The sequence below is a fragment of the Nocardia amamiensis NBRC 102102 genome (assembly GCF_001612745.1).
Classification (GTDB): domain Bacteria; phylum Actinomycetota; class Actinomycetes; order Mycobacteriales; family Mycobacteriaceae; genus Nocardia; species Nocardia amamiensis.
In genome coordinates this window covers 93,146-108,384 of record NZ_BDBA01000016.1, presented here as the reverse complement: position 1 = coordinate 108,384, position 15,239 = coordinate 93,146, and the positions used below count along the sequence as shown (strand labels likewise).

Annotated in this window: 13 protein-coding genes and 1 pseudogene; 6 read left to right on the top strand and 8 right to left on the bottom strand. The window is 65.5% G+C overall.

The genetic code is table 11. The features are described 5' to 3' along the window. The first annotated feature begins 109 nt into the window (after positions 1–109). From rplP to rpsQ, 3 genes and pseudogenes are all read left to right on the top strand, one after another. Positions 110–526, top strand: a complete 417-nt coding sequence (rplP, locus tag NA4_RS04655) for a 50S ribosomal protein L16 (protein WP_067464324.1) — start codon at positions 110–112, stop codon at positions 524–526. Further along, positions 526–765, top strand: a complete 240-nt coding sequence (rpmC, locus tag NA4_RS04650) for a 50S ribosomal protein L29 (protein ID WP_067464321.1) — start codon at positions 526–528, stop codon at positions 763–765. Before rplP ends, rpmC begins: the two co-directional genes overlap by 1 nt. Before the next feature lie 20 nt (positions 766–785). After that, positions 786–1,034, top strand: a pseudogene (gene rpsQ / locus NA4_RS04645) (30S ribosomal protein S17); the annotation flags it as partial. Between the two features lie 503 nt (positions 1,035–1,537). On the opposite strand, the gene NA4_RS04640 reads toward rpsQ, so the two are convergent. The 5 genes from NA4_RS04640 to NA4_RS04620 all read right to left on the bottom strand — a co-directional run bounded on the left by NA4_RS04640 (position 1,538) and on the right by NA4_RS04620 (position 5,676). Further along, positions 1,538–1,972, bottom strand: a complete 435-nt coding sequence (locus tag NA4_RS04640; protein ID WP_157128805.1) for a hypothetical protein — start codon at positions 1,970–1,972, stop codon at positions 1,538–1,540. A 188-nt stretch (positions 1,973–2,160) separates the two neighbouring features. Next, a complete protein-coding gene (locus NA4_RS04635) occupies positions 2,161–3,375 on the bottom strand; it encodes a helix-turn-helix domain-containing protein (RefSeq protein WP_067464312.1) in 1,215 nt (404 codons plus the stop codon). 305 nt (positions 3,376–3,680) lie between these two features. Further along, the gene (locus NA4_RS04630; RefSeq protein WP_067464364.1) at positions 3,681–4,547 is read right to left on the bottom strand and encodes a haloalkane dehalogenase; all 867 of its coding nucleotides are present in this window, start codon (positions 4,545–4,547) and stop codon (positions 3,681–3,683) included. Positions 4,548–5,082: 535 nt separating this feature from the next. Then, positions 5,083–5,346: a hypothetical protein gene (locus tag NA4_RS04625; RefSeq protein ID WP_067464308.1), complete on the bottom strand. Its 264-nt coding sequence runs from the start codon at positions 5,344–5,346 to the stop codon at positions 5,083–5,085. Next, positions 5,347–5,676, bottom strand: a complete 330-nt coding sequence (locus NA4_RS04620; protein WP_067464361.1) for a DUF6247 family protein — start codon at positions 5,674–5,676, stop codon at positions 5,347–5,349. Positions 5,677–5,934: 258 nt separating this feature from the next. On the opposite strand from NA4_RS04620, the gene NA4_RS41250 reads away from it, so the two are divergent. Together NA4_RS41250 and NA4_RS04610 are read left to right on the top strand one after the other, a co-directional pair. Further along, the gene (locus tag NA4_RS41250; protein ID WP_169810975.1) at positions 5,935–6,414 is read left to right on the top strand and encodes an EXLDI protein; all 480 of its coding nucleotides are present in this window, start codon (positions 5,935–5,937) and stop codon (positions 6,412–6,414) included. A 42-nt stretch (positions 6,415–6,456) separates the two neighbouring features. Then, the gene (locus tag NA4_RS04610; protein ID WP_084496805.1) at positions 6,457–8,676 is read left to right on the top strand and encodes an MMPL family transporter; all 2,220 of its coding nucleotides are present in this window, start codon (positions 6,457–6,459) and stop codon (positions 8,674–8,676) included. Positions 8,677–9,302: 626 nt separating this feature from the next. On the opposite strand, the gene NA4_RS04605 is transcribed toward NA4_RS04610, so the two are convergent. Then, the gene (locus NA4_RS04605; RefSeq protein ID WP_067464301.1) at positions 9,303–12,320 is read right to left on the bottom strand and encodes a hypothetical protein; all 3,018 of its coding nucleotides are present in this window, start codon (positions 12,318–12,320) and stop codon (positions 9,303–9,305) included. A gap of 541 nt (positions 12,321–12,861) precedes the next feature. On the opposite strand from NA4_RS04605, the gene NA4_RS04600 reads away from it, so the two are divergent. Then, positions 12,862–13,074, top strand: coding sequence for a hypothetical protein (locus NA4_RS04600; protein WP_157128804.1), 213 nt, complete (start codon positions 12,862–12,864; stop codon positions 13,072–13,074). A gap of 3 nt (positions 13,075–13,077) precedes the next feature. On the opposite strand, the gene NA4_RS04595 is transcribed toward NA4_RS04600, so the two are convergent. Continuing rightward, entirely contained in the window at positions 13,078–13,821 is a 744-nt protein-coding gene (locus NA4_RS04595) for a CPBP family intramembrane glutamic endopeptidase (protein WP_067464296.1), read from the bottom strand. Between the two features lie 310 nt (positions 13,822–14,131). Next, positions 14,132–15,061, bottom strand: coding sequence for an RluA family pseudouridine synthase (locus NA4_RS04590; RefSeq protein WP_067464293.1), 930 nt, complete (start codon positions 15,059–15,061; stop codon positions 14,132–14,134). Positions 15,062–15,239: the final 178 nt, after the last annotated feature.

Below are 15,239 nucleotides of genomic sequence, written 5' to 3'. Positions count from 1 at the left end.
TCCGCGTCGGTCCGGTTCCGCCGGCACCACGGCGACCAGCACCGAGGCCGGGCGCGCCGCCACCGCGGTGGCGGATGCTCCGGCAGAGAAGACACAGGAGGGCTGACGCATGCTGATGCCTCGTAAGGTGAAGCACCGCAAGCAGCATCACCCGGGCCGTTCCGGCATGGCCAAGGGCGGCACCTCGGTGGCGTTCGGCGAGTACGGCATTCAGGCGCTGGAGCCGGCGTACGTCACCAACCGGCAGATCGAGTCGGCGCGTATCGCGATGACTCGCCACATCCGCCGTGGCGGCAAGATCTGGATCAACATCTACCCGGATCGTCCGTTGACCAAGAAGCCCGCCGAGACCCGTATGGGTTCGGGTAAGGGTTCGCCGGAGTGGTGGGTCGCGAATGTGAAGCCGGGTCGGGTGATGTTCGAGATGAGCTACCCGAATGAGGAGACCGCTCGTGAGGCGTTGCGCCGCGCGATGCACAAGCTCCCGATGAAGTGCAGGATCGTGACCAGGGAGGAGCAGTTCTGATGGCTACCGGAACACCGGCCGCAGAGCTCCGCGAGCTCACCGAAGACGAGTTGGTGGCCAAGCTGCGCGAATCCAAGGAAGAGCTGTTCAATCTGCGCTTCCAGATGGCGACGGGTCAGCTGGACAACAACCGTCGTCTGCGCGTCGTCCGTCACGAGATCGCGCGCATCTACACGGTCATGCGTGAGCGTGAGCTCGGTCTGGCCACCGGACCCGCTGGCAAGGGAGATGCGGCATGAGCGACAAAGTAGAAGGGCAGCGCGGCACCCGCAAGGTGCGTGTCGGTTACGTTGTCTCGGACAAGATGAACAAGACGATCGTCGTCGAGTTGGAAGACCGTCACCGGCACCCGCTCTACGGCAAGATCATCCGCACCACCTCCAAGGTGAAGGCGCACGATGAGAACGAGATCGCCGGCATCGGCGACCGCGTCCAGCTGATGGAGACCCGTCCGCTGTCGGCCACCAAGCGCTGGCGGCTGGTCGAGGTCCTGGAGAAGGCGAAGTAAGCCTGCTCCGCGGCTGATCGGTCGAATAACGAAGGCCCGCTTCCTGGTTGGGAGGCGGGCCTTCGTCGTGTGCTCACAACTTCGGAAGGACTGGTATCGAGAAGCGATTCCTATGGCCGAGTGTCGTTAAGCTGTCTACCTGACGGACAGGGGCGCTCATGATCGACCGGACTCCCAGGGGCGGTGCCGGCGTCCGGAATCAGGTGTTGCGTGGCCAGCGGCGACGAGTGCGGCGAACGCGGCTTGCTTTCGGGCACAGGTATGTTCGCGGTGGAGCTGCATTGCGTGATGGGCTTCGGTGAGGGTGAGCGGGCGCGTGGGTGGGACGCAGGTCCATGCTTGCGGCCACGGCACGGGCCGCAGGGCGCAGCGGGTTCGGGCGTGCCGTCGCACGGTAGTGGATTTGTGCCGTTGGCCGCTCGGCCATACGCACCCGATCGCGGTGATTGCCAACGCGCTCGTGGCGAGGACCGCACCGACGCTCCAGACTACATTCCACGCGCTCATGGCTGCTCACCTCGGACCGACGGGGTCAGTCCGTCGAGAACCTGTTGGAACGTTTGCGCTGTAGGTGTTGCGGCGGCGAGCGCGTTGTGAGTGTCCTCCATGGGGTAGTCGATGCCGCGCCGGTGGGCGCGTTCACGTGGGCTCAGTTCCTGCGGAACGATCCGGCCGAAGTGGACCAGCGTATGAAAGGCAGTCCGCTTCCATGCGCACCGGTCGATGTTGCACGCGCGGTGTTTGCGCATCTGCTGGTGGGCGAACTCGATTCCGGCGAACGCGCAGATCGTCGGCGGGGTGACGATCGTTTCACGGCTCTCCCAGGGGAGCGTGCTTCCGAGCATCTCGGTGGCCGTGATCTCAGTCTTGGGTGACGTGGGGGCACACTTTGAATCCATATCCAAAGCGTCAGTTAAAAAGCTAGTTTGGACCGCCACCTACGCAGACGGTATGAAATCGCGGTGACCATCAGGATTTGTGACGGTACGCTGCCTCAGCTCGTATCAGGCAGTGGATCATTCGACTAACGCTGACACCCTGAAACAATGGCCCTATGACTCTTGCGAGTCGCAGGTTCATTGTCAGAGGAGGTTACTGTAATTCAGGTCGTCACAGTCTCGCCAACTCAGAGTTCGGCAATGTTCATTCTCGACGCCAATGACGCAGCGCCTGCACTCGGTGTACGTGCGCGGAGAGCACGGCGGACCACCTCACGCGACAAACGATGGTGCCGAATCTGCTCCGGGCCGGTCTGTTCCGCTTCGAGCAGCACGCCGACCGCATCGTCCATCCGACCGATTGCCGACAAAGATCGCGCTGTCTCGATCGCGTGTCGGCCGCGACGTTCAGCCGGAACCATCGAGGTATCCAGAGACATCCCGATTTCCACCGCTTGGGCGTAGTTCTCGGCCTCGGCAGCAACGACAGTGCGGTGAATAGCCACGTTCGTTGGACCGAAGCTCGTCCAAAGGTGATTTCGGTCGCCGCCAAGATGGCGCGCCACCCGATCGGCTTGGGCAAGGTACGTGTTGGCTTGCTCCCGGTTGCCCGCCTGGGCCGCGGCACGAGACCCAATGAGAAAGAGCATTCCGTACACGCTCAGGTGATCGCCTGTTGCATCGATGCCGGTGAGGCTGCTTCCCAGCTCTGCCACGGCCTGATCAACCACCGACATGGCTTGTTCGTACTCACCAAGGCTTCCGAGGGCGTACGCAACGATTCGATAGAGAGATCCGAGACTGGTCGCCGATCCTGACAACTGCGCGAGTTCGAGGCCGCGGCTGGCTGCCAGCATGGCAAGGTCCGTCTCCCCGAGCTTCGGGAGGTAGACCGCGCAAAGTTGATGCACCGAAGCTGCCTGACGCTGGGCCCGTCGTTCAGCATCCCCTTCAAGGTTCCGTGCAGCCGCGACAGTCGACGTAACCAAATTCGGAAGCTCATTCGTCAGCTTGTGGTACTCGTTGGCTTGCCAGTCCGTCCACGCGTGCTCGAGCTGTGCGCGGGTCTGATCCAGATCGATCGTGCTTGGATTGACCGGCAGAGGCAGGAACGATGCGGTGAGCGCAGCTCGGATCTTTGGAACGCTGGCGCGCTCGGTCTGCGACTTCCATTCCAGGAGAATCGGGTTGCCGATCAGGTCACCCACGGTGACGCCAAGCGCGTTGGCGAGATCCCTGATGACCGACAGACGATCAAGATCGAGCCGTTCGGCCTCGACGCCGCGCATCCACGATTCGCCCTTGCCTACCAGTTCCGCGAGCGCTTTCTGCGTCAAGCCCCGCTTCTTGCGGTAGAAGGCAACCCTTCGGTTCACCGTGAGCTCGGCGTTTGCGTCTCTCATAGCTACACCGTCGCACGCTTGTCCGCGTATACCGTCAGTTCTCCTGACGGTGGTCCACGCGTCTCCGATTTCTCCGAATTGTCGGTTACCCGATTGCCGTCGTTTCAGGTCGAGTCGGCTCTCTGACGAAGTCGTGCATTGCCGGATCGCCGTCGGCGCGGCCGTCACGCCGGACGGTCACCCGATAGTTACGGTCTGCCGCTTCGTAGCACGTCGCGGCAGACCATCGCGATGGTCGCGACTCCGGTGACCGCGAGCGCGTTGACGTTGTTCGCGCGGAGCACGAGGTCCGTGCCGGACTCTTGTCAGGACACCCTGGCACCGGTCAGGGCGTGCTTGTCCATCCAGCTTGCGACCGCGGTACCGATCTCATGCGGGCGATCCTCCGGCGCGTGATGCTTGGCGGGCGGGATCGAGACCTTCTCCGCGTTCGCGAATGTAGTCGCGGCCCACTCGACTGCCGCCGCGGTGGCGCCCTGTCCGTTTTCCAAAGCCATGATCAGCTTTGGGATCTCGGGTGTGGTCGTCAGATACCGGCCGTAGTTCTCGATGATGGCCACTACGTCGGCGGGTTCACCATCGAGCGGGATTTCCCTCGGCCACGCCAGCAGGGGCTTGCGCGAGGCGGGCGTCGGGTACGGCGCACGGTAAACGTCGTGGTCTTGCGGCGACAGGTTCGTCACCTGCGCGGGCAGGTTGAACTCGATGAACATGTTCTCCTCCAGCACCATTCGTTCCCCCTCGGCGCTGCGGTACTTGGCGAACAGCTCCCTGGCCTGCGGTGCCGATTCGCTGGCCTTGCCCGGCCGTAGGAAGGTTTCGATCACCGCGATTCCGCGTACCTGGCCGGGATGCCGTGCCGCCCAATCCATGCCGAGCGCCCCACCCCAGTCGTGGCCGACGATGATCACCTGATCGAGGTCGAGTGCCTCGAACCAGGCATCGAGGTAGCGGGCGTGGTCGGCGAAACGGTATGGGATGTCTGGCTTGCCGGAGGCACCCATGCCGATCAAGTCCGGCGCCAATACCCGGGTCTTCTCCGACACATGCGGAATCACGTTGCGCCACAGGTACGACGAGGTCGGGTTGCCGTGCAGGAAAACAACGGGTGTGTCACCGGATCCGATGTCGGTGTAGGAGATGAACGAATCGAGAACATCGACGTTATGCACGATGGAGTGTCCTTTCTCAGGCTTTGCCAGACACGCGACGGTGCTGCTCGCGACGAGCGCCACCGCGCCCACCACCTGGAGCAGTGCCAATCGATTCAGGTGTTTCATATCCGCCCTTTCGGGTTGATTCAGCTGCTTACACCGGTTTCGACACAGGTTTTCCGGCCGCCGTGACAGCATCTCGAGTGACGTGCATCACTCTCGGTAGGGCCTCCTGTGCGGCGTCGCCTTGCGCCGCAGGGTTGTCGACTGGTCCGGCCGCCGCACCGATGCCGGATTGCAGGCGCAGGCGGCGGCCGAGCTGGCCGAGATAGATGCCGCGCGGTGTGCGGCATTCAACGTGCGGCCCTCAGACGCGATTTCCGAGCTTAGGGCCCCTCGACCGGTATCCCGCGTTCCGGATTCTGCCCGACGATTCGAGTCCAGCGCCCCAGTGAATCGCTTTCGATGATCCCCTGAATCACGCCCCTCACCGAAGGCTGGCGGCTGGTGGGCCCGGTCGGGGCGGTTCGGACAGCCCTGGCGGGCGCGGGCGCTACGAACTGCCGCCGAGCCACTGGACGGCGAGTATGTGAACTTCACGTTGTCGGTCGGCGACGAGATACGTCACCAGACCTTCGTGATCGTGCCCGAAGGTCATCTGGCGTACCGGTGCGTCTGGATTCGCTCTATTGATCGACTCGCCGCTCCACGGGCTGACCTCGAGTACGACGCGCAGTTCTGCGTATAGTGCGAGCGCGTGGTCGGGGAGAGCATGGACCTGGTCATTGGCGCCCGAGTCGGTGACGACTAGGAACACTTACATGCCAGCCTTGGCCCGAGTAACCTCCAGTGGTTCGTCCTCCGGAATGGCTTGTCCGGTCAACAGTTCCGCGGCTCGCCGGACGACACGCCGGTAGTTGTCCGGGTCGCTCTGGAGGACTGCGAGACGGCGCCAGTGCTCGAGCGTCCGAAACAGATCAGTGAGGTCCAGGCTCCGGCGGGCGTCGTCCAATGCCAGCGCGTAGGCGGCGTCGAACGCACCGACGTCCGACGGCATCAGCGCCGAGCGTATGTGCTGCGGCGACGCGCCGGGGAGCAGCGGATGCTCGCCGCTCGGCTGTTCGTCGTAGGCGTAAGTGGCGGCCATGTCCATAACGATAACCTCCCTGATTTTGCTCGCGAAGGTCATTCGCCCGCCCGTTGGCGTCGGCAGGGGATTGTGGCTCGAGCCGGCCAGATCTTGCGTTATACGTATACATCTACTTATAGTGGGCTCGGCGGGTTGCTGCGAGCGCGGCGCCGCAGACAACATCAAATCGACACTGGTACAACGGGATCCGAGCTGGGGCCGTTGACGGTAGACGCATGCTTACGTGCGCATTCAGCTATGAAATGGGGAATTGTCATGACCGGCGATCCGAACAACCTGACCAGCGCGGATGTCGTAGAAGAGGCGGGCGGTGGCGTTACCTTTGCGAAGAAGGAAGCCGAGCCGGGCCGGGTGGAGGACTTCCGCGAGATCGTGCTGAAAGTCGGGCCGGGTGGTGGGCGCAGGCAGCGTTTCTTCGGGAAGTTGCTCGGGGAATCGCGGGAGTACACCAAGGTGGGGGTGGACGTGGTGCGGGTCTATGTGAGCCGTAAGGGGAAGTTCGTGGTGCATCGGCAGGAATCGAACTGGCGCGAGATGGCGGCGGCGACCGACTGGACCGATTGGAAGAGCTGGCGCGTCCTGCTCGGGTTCACCGGTGACGAGCGCGAGTGGGGTGATTACACGGTCGAGATCGTGGATACGCCTGCCGAGTTGGAGGGCCGGATTCCGGAGCACATCTATCGGACGGTCGTCGACGTGGCGGAGAACCCGAGTTCCCAAGACCTCGAGATCTGAAGTACTCCAGGCCTTTACAAACCGGAAAGGATTTCTTCGCAGATGTTCGCACGACTGGGGGCCGTGGTGGTCCACAATCCGTGGAAGGTGATCGGCCTGTGGGTGCTGCTCGCCATCGCGGTGGTGGCTTCGGCGCCGGAACTCAAATCCACGACCGATCAATCCGCCTTCCTGCCTTCGCATTACGAATCCATCCAGGCGCTGGAGATGCAGCAGGAAGCATTTCCGCAGAGCTCGGCGCCCGCGGCGATCATCGTGTTCGCCAGGCAGGACGGGGCGCCGCTCACCGAGGGCGATTCGGCCTCGGTCGCATCGATCGGCACCGAGCTGCTCGGCGCGCGGATCAAGGACGTCACCGCGATGCAGCCGGTACCGCCATCGGAGAACCGGCTGATCCAGATCATTGCCGTACAGATGACCAAGGTGACCAATCCGAATGACACCACGCAGAGTGACGCGGTCAAGGCGCTGCGCGCGGAGCTGAAGGAACGCGTGGCGGGTACCGATCTGAAGGCGGGCATCACCGGTCAAGCGGCTCAGGTGCTGGACCAGCAGGAATCCAGCGAAAAGGGCATGGCGATCATCGGTGTCGCCACCATCGTGCTGATTCTGGTGCTGCTGCTGGTCATCTTCCGCAGCCCGGTGATCGCGCTGCTGCCGATCGTCGTGATCGGCGCGATCTCCAGCATGGTCGGTGGATTGATCGCCATGGTGGCCAAGGCATTCGACCTGCAGATCGATGCGTCGATCAACGCCATCCTGGTAGTCGTGCTGTTCGGCGTCGGCACCGACTACATCCTCTTCCTGATGTTCCGCTACCGGGAGCGGCTGCGTGCGGGCGAAGATCCGAAGACCGCCATGGTCAGTGCCGTCACCCGGGTCGGTGAGGCGATCACCTCGGCGGCGGGCGCGGTGATCATCGCGTTCATGGCGCTGGTGTTGTCGACGCTCGGCATGTTCCGTGCGATGGGTCCGGCACTCGCGATCGCCGTCGCGGTGGCGCTGCTGGCCGGGCTGACACTGGTGCCTGCGGTGGTTTCGCTGCTGGGCACCAAGGTGTTCTGGCCGTCCAAGGCTTGGCGGACCGAGCCGAAGGGCGCGCGGTTCGCCGCGGCCGGCAACGCGCTGGGTCGACGGCCAGGTGCTTTCGCGGTGGTGTCCGGTGGTGTGCTGGTCGCGCTGGGGGTGTTCGCGTTCGGTTTCCACCCGACCTTCGACCTCAGCTCCGGCTCGACCTCGGAGGCGTCCGAGTCCGTGGTCTACAGCAAGGAATTGGTGAAGGGCATGCCCGCGGGGACGACCCAGCCCTCGGACGTTCTGCTGCGCTCCGGCGGTGGCGAGTTGACCGAAGAGCAGCTCAGCGACTACCAAAGCGCGCTGGCCGCGGTGCCCGGCGTGGGACACGTTGCCGAACCGAAGCTGTCCGCGGACAAGACGATCGCCGATTTCGTGGTGACACTCGCGAACGTGCCGGAGTCGGATGCCGCTCTGGACACCGTCAAGGGACCGCTGCGGGATGTCGCGCAGTCGGCCGCACCCGCCGGTGCAACGGCGGCGGTCGGCGGGCTGACCTCGGTGTTCGTCGACTTCCAGGATGCGATGGCACGCGACTACGCGATCGTGTTCCCGGTGGCCGCGATCCTGATCATGATCGTGCTCGGCTTGCTGCTGCGCAGTCTGGTTGCGCCGTGGTACCTGATGGCGTCGGTGTTCCTCGGGTTCGCGGCCACGCTCGGCGCCGCAGTGCTGGTGTTCCAGCACATCCAAGGAGAGTCCGGCCTGATCTTCACGCTGCCGGTGATCATGTATCTGTTCGTGGTCGCACTCGGCACCGATTACAACATCCTCATGGTCGCTCGGCTGCGGGAGGAAGCGCGCGAGGGCAACGAGCCGAAACAGGCTGCGGCCCTGGCAGTCCGGCACACCGGTCCGACCATCGCGGCGGCCGGAGTGATCCTGGCGGGCACGTTCGCGTCGATGATGCTGGCGGGCAACAACGTGCTCGCACAGATGGGCTTCGCCATCTCGGTGGGCATCGCGATCGCCGCGTTCGTCATGGCGATGTTCTTCACACCCGCGCTCACGGCGATGATCGGGCACAAGGCGTGGTGGCCGGGGCACGGTGATCGGAAGTCCGATGACGCGAGGCCCGGTGAGCAGCGGTCGGCGGAGTCCTACAATCCCGCCTACTACCAGGGCGCGGCGGAGGCCTCAGCCGCGAAGAGCGGATCCCGGTGGGGTTGGTCGAACACCGGCGATTGAGGCGGGCGAGTAGATCAACGGCTGTGCACTCGGAATCCCCGAGTGCACAGCCGTTTCCCGTACCGGAAGCGGTGCGCGACGGCCTGCGGGCGGATAACGTTCGGCTATGGAGTACTTGCTCTGCGCCGTCGTCGTGGTGATCGTGATCGCCGTGGTCGTCGGCTTGGCCAATAGCAGGTCCGGCAGCGAGCAGCGACGGCGGCGGCGCGGTGGGTGGGCTGCCGGGGACAGTGGCGGCGATTCCGGGAGTAGTTCCGGAGGCGACGGAGGCAGCAGTTGCGGGGGTGGCAGCAGTTGCGGTGGAGGTAGCAGTTGCGGAGGCGGCAGCAGCTGAGTCCGCGCCGGCGCGTCCGGTAGACGTCGCTCCGCTGACAGCACGGATACTCCCTGGCTGCGCCCTGAATTCGAGGACATCGGACGATGGTTCGAAGTCGGCGGCCTGCTCCGGCTTCCCCGCTTCGCTGGGCTGGCGGTCCCCTCCGGCGGTCGGTGGCCCTATCGGTCGACGCGGCGCTGATTCACTCTGCGCGGTTTGTGCGCATCATGTGCCGGGTTGGCATTCACCGCTGGAGTACCGCGTCGGCGCAGCCGACTGTGCGACGCTGAGGTGTCGCCGATCTGCTGGGTCAGCCGATGACGAGGTAAGGGCGGTGGACTCTGATCGCCGAATCCAGGACGCGGGTGACCGCGGCGCGGGAGACTCCTAGTTCGTTGGCTATGGCAGGCGTCTTTCCGCCTTGGTCGGCGAGCGTAAGGATCTCCCTCACCTCCTCGAGCGGCAGGTTCGACAGGCGGCGGCCTGTGATGGCGCGGGCGATTGCCGAGATTTCGTCGTCGTTGGTGTCGGCTTCGTCGGTCTCGGTGAGCAGTTCGTCGTCCTCGTCCTCGTCGTCTTCGTCGAGAATCGGCATTGGTTCGGCGTGCAGGTGGGGGTGCATAGGTTCGGGGGATTCGTTGAGCGTGAGTTGTTCGCTCTCCGCGTCGGTTGTGCGGTCGCCCTGTTCGGCGGAAACGGACTTTCCACGTTTCGCAGCCCGCGGTGCGGTGGCATTCGGATTCGCCTGAGCGGCAACGTCGGTGGTTGGCGTATTCGGCGTGCGCGTGGGTTCGGTGGCGCCGGTGCTCGCGTGCCCGGTGCCGTCGAACCCGCCATGCGCTCGCTCCATCCGATGGCCGCTGAGCGCTGAACTCGACAGCGGCTGTGCCGCAGCGGTGCCCTCAGTGCTCGTCGTAGCCGACCGCTGCCCGAGTACGAATTCTCCGTGCAGGTCTTCGATCGAGATCTGATGTGCGGTAAGAGGCTTCTCAGCTTCGCGTGGCTCGGGTGCACTCGAGCCACGCTGGGCCGCGGGATGCTTCGTGGCTTCGCGGTGCGGCGCGGGTGAGCTCGCGACCGGCGCTTCCGGATCGTTCATCGTGGCGCCCGTGCCGGTGGACGAAGACCCGACTGCGTGGCCGAAAGCATCGGCGTCGACGGAGAAAGACTGTGGCGCAGTGGTATCGGTCGATCGGGTGTTGCGCACGTCGGCGGGACGATCGAAGACCTGATTTGCGACCGCCGTGCGATCCCCAGGCGCGGGCGTCGCGTGCTGACCGGCGACGACCGAGGCGACCGGGCTTCCGTTGTGAGCGGGCGCATCCGCGGGGCGATTGGCGGTAGTGCGGGCGTACCCATCCGCCGGAAGGTTGTGGGCGTAGCCGTTGGTGGAGGACGCCTCGGCGGTGTGGCCGTTGCGGGGTGCCGGAACGGTGGCGGTGGCGGCCGGAAGGTTGTGTGCGTGACTGATTGCGGTCGCGGTGGTATCGCCATTGGTCGGCGGGAGGAGAGCGCGCCCGTTCGCCGCGGGATCATGCCCGTTGCTGTTGCTGTTGCCGTTGCCGTTGCCGGGAGGGAGACCGGTGTGCCCGTTGGTGTTCGGTGGAGTGATGCGCCCGTTGCTGTCCGGCGGAGTGGTGTGTTCGTTGACCGGGATTTCGCGAGCGTAGCCGTGGCTGGAGGGTTCCGCGGTGTGTCCGTTGGTGGGCTGCGGGAATGCGCGGCCGTTGGCAGCTGCTACCGGGTGTCCGTTGGTCGACGGTCCGTCGGCGCTGCTCACGGTGGCGGAGGTGTCTCGAACGTCACCGTCCGGCTGCTCGTCTGCATCGCTTGTGTCGGCGGTGTGACCGGTGGTAGTGGTGTTCCGTTGCACCAGGCTGTGTGCACGCCCGTTGGCCGAAGTCTCGACCGTATGGCCATTCGCGGCTTGGCGGAATGCGTGTCCGTTGGCATGAGGTGGGACGGTGTGGCCGTTCGACCGATGTTCGTCGGTTCGGGCCGATGTGGCGGATGTTTCGCCGACGTCGCCGGGCACATGGTTCCTCGGGAGTGGGTAGCCATTGGCCCGCGGGAACGCGTTGGCGTCGACAGCTGCGACCGGATGCCCGTTGCTCGAGGATCCGTTGGCTCGGCCTGAGGTGGTGGAAGTGCGGCGCTCTTCGTCGTCCGCATGGTTTGCCGACGCGCGCGGGTGGCCCTTACTCGTGTCGTAATTCTCAACCGGGCGGCCATTGGTCTGCCGGTAGGTGGCGTGGCTGTTGATCGGCGAGCTGACCACGGGCCGCTCGATCGGTGACGGATCCGTATCCTTGTCCTGTATCGGGGCGGGTCGGCTCACGGCCGTCGAGGCGGCAGATCTGTTGCGCCTGGTCTCGGTGCCGGTGAAAGCATCCCGGTCGGTGGCGGCGGCCCAGCGGTGGGCGCCAGTGTCGTTCATGCCAGCCGGGTACGGCGCGTCAGCACCTGCGTCCCAACGAAACCGACCGCCGTTCGCCGGGGCGTTCCCGTGGTCGAGATAGGCGGACCTCGCCGAGACGTGCTCCGCGTCGATCTGGATCGGCGCGTCACGGTCGACCACCGGCGCGCCGTCGATCAGCACCGCGTACCGTGCAGAGACCCAGGCGTGCAGCCAGATCACCACGCCGACCATCACCGGCGCGATCGCGTACTCGGCCGCGCGGCCCAGGTTGCCCGCGGCGAGATGCGGTCCGGTGTTGAGCGCGACGGTCGTGCCGAGCAGCGCCGCCTCGAAGAAGATCACCTTGCCGCGCGCCAATTCGCGGCCCCATCGCGCCGCGGTCGTCGCCGCGACCATGATGGTGATGATCGGGATCGAGATCATCGCCTCGATGCCGTAGCTCAACCAGTACAGCGGATCCGACATGTCACCGCTGGGCACCAGATTGTGCTGCACGTTGACTCCGGCCCACACCATGCCGAGCACGACCACCGCGATCAGGGCGCGCGACGACCACTCGGCCCGCCGGTAGAGCTGCGCCAGCCGAGCGTCCTGGCTGGACACCCGCCGCCGCGCCGCCAGTGCGCGCCGATGCCAGCGCGCGTCGTCCTCGTCGGTGCGCCGCAGGGCGGCGGCCGACTTGCGGTCGCGCAGCTCGGTTGCCAGCTCGGCTTCGATCTCTCTGCGCCGCTGTTTGCGACGCTGGGCGCGAATCCACTCCGCGAGTTCGCGTTCCGCGGCGATCTCCCGCTCGGACAGCACTTCCAGCAGTGCCGGGTCGTACTGCAGGGGCAATTTGCCGCGCGCGGTCTCGACTTGCTGTGCCAGCGCGGCAATCTCGGAACTACCGTTCGACGTTGCGTCGGACATCGCGAGCCTTCCCGAGAGCAGGTGTCATGTCGAATGGTGGAGACATGGGTGCTCGAACATATGTGTGATCGGAGTGAGACTAAACCGGCCGCTGCGCGTGGTCAATGTCGCCGGAAGGGGCCCAGCGGCGACACGCCGGGACGTCGAAAATCTCGGTTACCCCCGAATATCCGGGTAAGCAGCCTTTTTGTCGAAGCAACCGCGTGTCGAAACTCAGTTCGAATGTACACATCTCTAGCGCGTCGAGATTCGTGGCTGGTGGCTCGGTTCAGGCTCCGGGCCCACGAGTCACGAAGGAGACGCTGGATGGCGAGGTCGCCGCGAATGCGGATTCCGGCCGAGGACAAGCCGCCTGCTGTGGCCTGCACAAGGTCGTGTTAACGATTTTCCAAGTCGCGTCCGCGATATTACTTCCGGCACAACGGAATCAGCGAGACGGGTAGCCATGGTGACAGATGACTTCGAACCCCTCGATCACGCGAATCGAGACGTCGACGGAGGGGTGGACTCCAACCCAGCGGACGCAGCACCCTTGGCCCCCGTGCCAATGCGGCAGGTAGTTGTCATCCTGTGCGTAGTGGTCGTGGTGCTGTGTTTGCTCATCGACGTGATCTTCGGTACCAACTACGAATACGACCTGGAACGGCGGCTGCGGTATCAGGAGTGCGTCACCCAGGAGCGGGCTCGCATCGCCGCCCGCGGGGGCAGCCTCCTCCAACCCGAAGACTTCTGCGACCTCTACCCTGGCCGCTAGTCATCAGGTCAGCGTGGTGTGCCACACGACGGCGGCGGCCAGTGCACCCAGGCCGTTGACCGACCAGTGCAGGGCGATCGGGGCGAGGAGGCTGCCGCTGCGGTGGCGTAGCCAGGTGAACACCACGCCCGCCGCGGCCGTCGCGGCGACGGCGAGCAGGATCCCGATGACCTGTCCGGCGACGCCGCCGCCGATGAAGCCGCTGAGGCCGCGGTTGCCGGAGGTGAGCCCGAGCGAGGACGCGATGTGCCAGAGTCCGAACAGCAGCGAGCCCGCCGCGAAGACGCCGCGCGCACCGTACGCGCGGTGGAGTGTGCCGTGCAGCACACCGCGGAAAGCCAGTTCCTCCGGGATCACGGTCTGCAGCGGGATGACGATCATCGAGGCGATCAGCGCGCCGGATATGGTCGCGTACCGATCGGCCAGGAAGAACGGACGCGTGATCGGCAGCGCCGCGCCGATCGCGACGACCGCGAGGACCAGACCCACCGCGGCGAGACCGTAGAGCGAACCGCGCCGCCAGTGCCGTGGCGAAAGGCCCAGTTCCGACCAGCGCAAGCCGCGCCTGCGCATCAGCGCGAGCAGCACCACGGCGGCGACCGGGACCGTCACGATATTCGCCCACGCCGTGGTGAAGTGTGCGATCAGATTGGTTCCTGCCAGGACGACCACCACGACGGCGACATCGATGTAGGCATGGATCTTGTGGCGTGGCTGGGGCGCTGCGGCTCGGTCCTGATCAGGCATCCCGACCAGTGTACGAATCGGTTACAGACCGGCAACGGGCCATGGTTCCCGCTGCCAGACAGGTCACATTTCCGTCGTCCCGGAGCACAGAACTCCGCGCGGTCCGTCAGCTGCAGCGCCACCCCTTGGGCCGGACGGGGCGACGTTACTCGGTCGTTCCGGGACTGCGCTGGCCTGGCGCGGTTCACGAGCTGCGGCTCGCGCGGCGGACCCCGGAGCTGGACGGGTCACATTTCTCCGTCGCCTCCCGGACTGCGCGGGTCCGCGGTCTACCGGACTCCCCACATCACGCGGTGCGACGCCGGATCGGTCACCCGGCCCACCCGTGCGGATCGGTCCAGGCCTGCAACGTGCGGGTGGTGTCGAAGCGGCGTGGTTCCCCGGTAACCGGATCGGTGAACTCCAACGAGGCGGCCAGCAGCTGGAGCGGCCTGCGGAAGTCGTCGACGGGCTTGTCGGTGAGGACGGGATAGAAATCGTCGCCGAGGATCGGGATGCCGAGGCTGTTCATATGCAGCCGCAACTGATGGGTGCGGCCGGTATGCGGGCGCAACCGATAGCGGCCGAGCCCGTCGCGGTGCTCGAGAAGTTCGATCTCGGTTTCCGCGTTCGGTTCGCCCGGCACCTCCTGGGCTGCGAGCACGTGCTTCTCTTTGATGATCCGGCTGCGCACCACGCGCGGCAGCGCCAGGCTGGGATCGAACCGGGCGATCGCCTCGTACTCCTTGCGAACGGTGCGCTTGTGGAACATGGACTGATACGCGCCGCGCCGGGCGGGATTGATCACGAACAGGACCAGGCCCGCCGTGACGCGATCCAGCCGATGGGCCGGGACCAGGTCGGGGAGGTCGAGTTCCCGGCGCAGCCGCACCAGCGCGGTCTGCAGGATGTGCTGGCCACGCGGGATCGTGGCGAGGAAGTGCGGTTTGTCCACCACCAGCAGATCCTCGTCGCGGTGCACGATGGGGATATCGAACGGCACCACCGTCTCGTCGGGCAGGTCGCGGTGGAACCAGATCGCTCCGCCCGGGACGTACGGTGCGTCGGGGGCGATCGGCCCGTCCAGGTCGACGATGCCGCCGGTGTGCAGCAGTTCGTCGATCCGTGCGGCGGCCACCCGGGGCAGGCGCTCCACCAGGTGGTCCCGAATGGTCGCCCAGTGGCCCTGCTCCGGTAGTCGCAGCCGGGCCGGATCCAAGCCGTGCCGCTTCGGCAACGGCGGTTGTTGCCGCCTTCTCATCGGTAACGACCCTAGTCGGAGGTTTACCGCAGGATCCCCGAGGTCGTCCGCTGCTCGAGCGTGGACCAGGTCGCTGGTCGTCGAGCACCGGCCTCGACGAAGGCGGGATGCCGGAGCCGGACCTGCGGCGTGCAAGGAGTACGACTGCGATCCCTGGTAGCACCGATCCGGATGAAGC

Excerpts from the sequence above, each read along its gene's own strand:
- NA4_RS04635 (WP_067464312.1), bottom strand. The coding sequence starts at position 3,375 with ATGAGAGACGCAAACGCCGAGCTCACGGTGAACCGAAGGGTTGCCTTC.
- NA4_RS04590 (WP_067464293.1), bottom strand. The coding sequence starts at position 15,061 with ATGAGAAGGCGGCAACAACCGCCGTTGCCGAAGCGGCACGGCTTGGAT.
- NA4_RS04620 (WP_067464361.1), bottom strand. The coding sequence starts at position 5,676 with ATGGCCGCCACTTACGCCTACGACGAACAGCCGAGCGGCGAGCATCCG.
- NA4_RS04605 (WP_067464301.1), bottom strand. The coding sequence starts at position 12,320 with ATGTCCGACGCAACGTCGAACGGTAGTTCCGAGATTGCCGCGCTGGCA.
- NA4_RS41250 (WP_169810975.1), top strand. The coding sequence starts at position 5,935 with ATGACCGGCGATCCGAACAACCTGACCAGCGCGGATGTCGTAGAAGAG.
- rplP (WP_067464324.1), top strand. The coding sequence starts at position 110 with ATGCTGATGCCTCGTAAGGTGAAGCACCGCAAGCAGCATCACCCGGGC.
- NA4_RS04595 (WP_067464296.1), bottom strand. The coding sequence starts at position 13,821 with ATGCCTGATCAGGACCGAGCCGCAGCGCCCCAGCCACGCCACAAGATC.
- rpmC (WP_067464321.1), top strand. The coding sequence starts at position 526 with ATGGCTACCGGAACACCGGCCGCAGAGCTCCGCGAGCTCACCGAAGAC.
- NA4_RS04610 (WP_084496805.1), top strand. The coding sequence starts at position 6,457 with ATGTTCGCACGACTGGGGGCCGTGGTGGTCCACAATCCGTGGAAGGTG.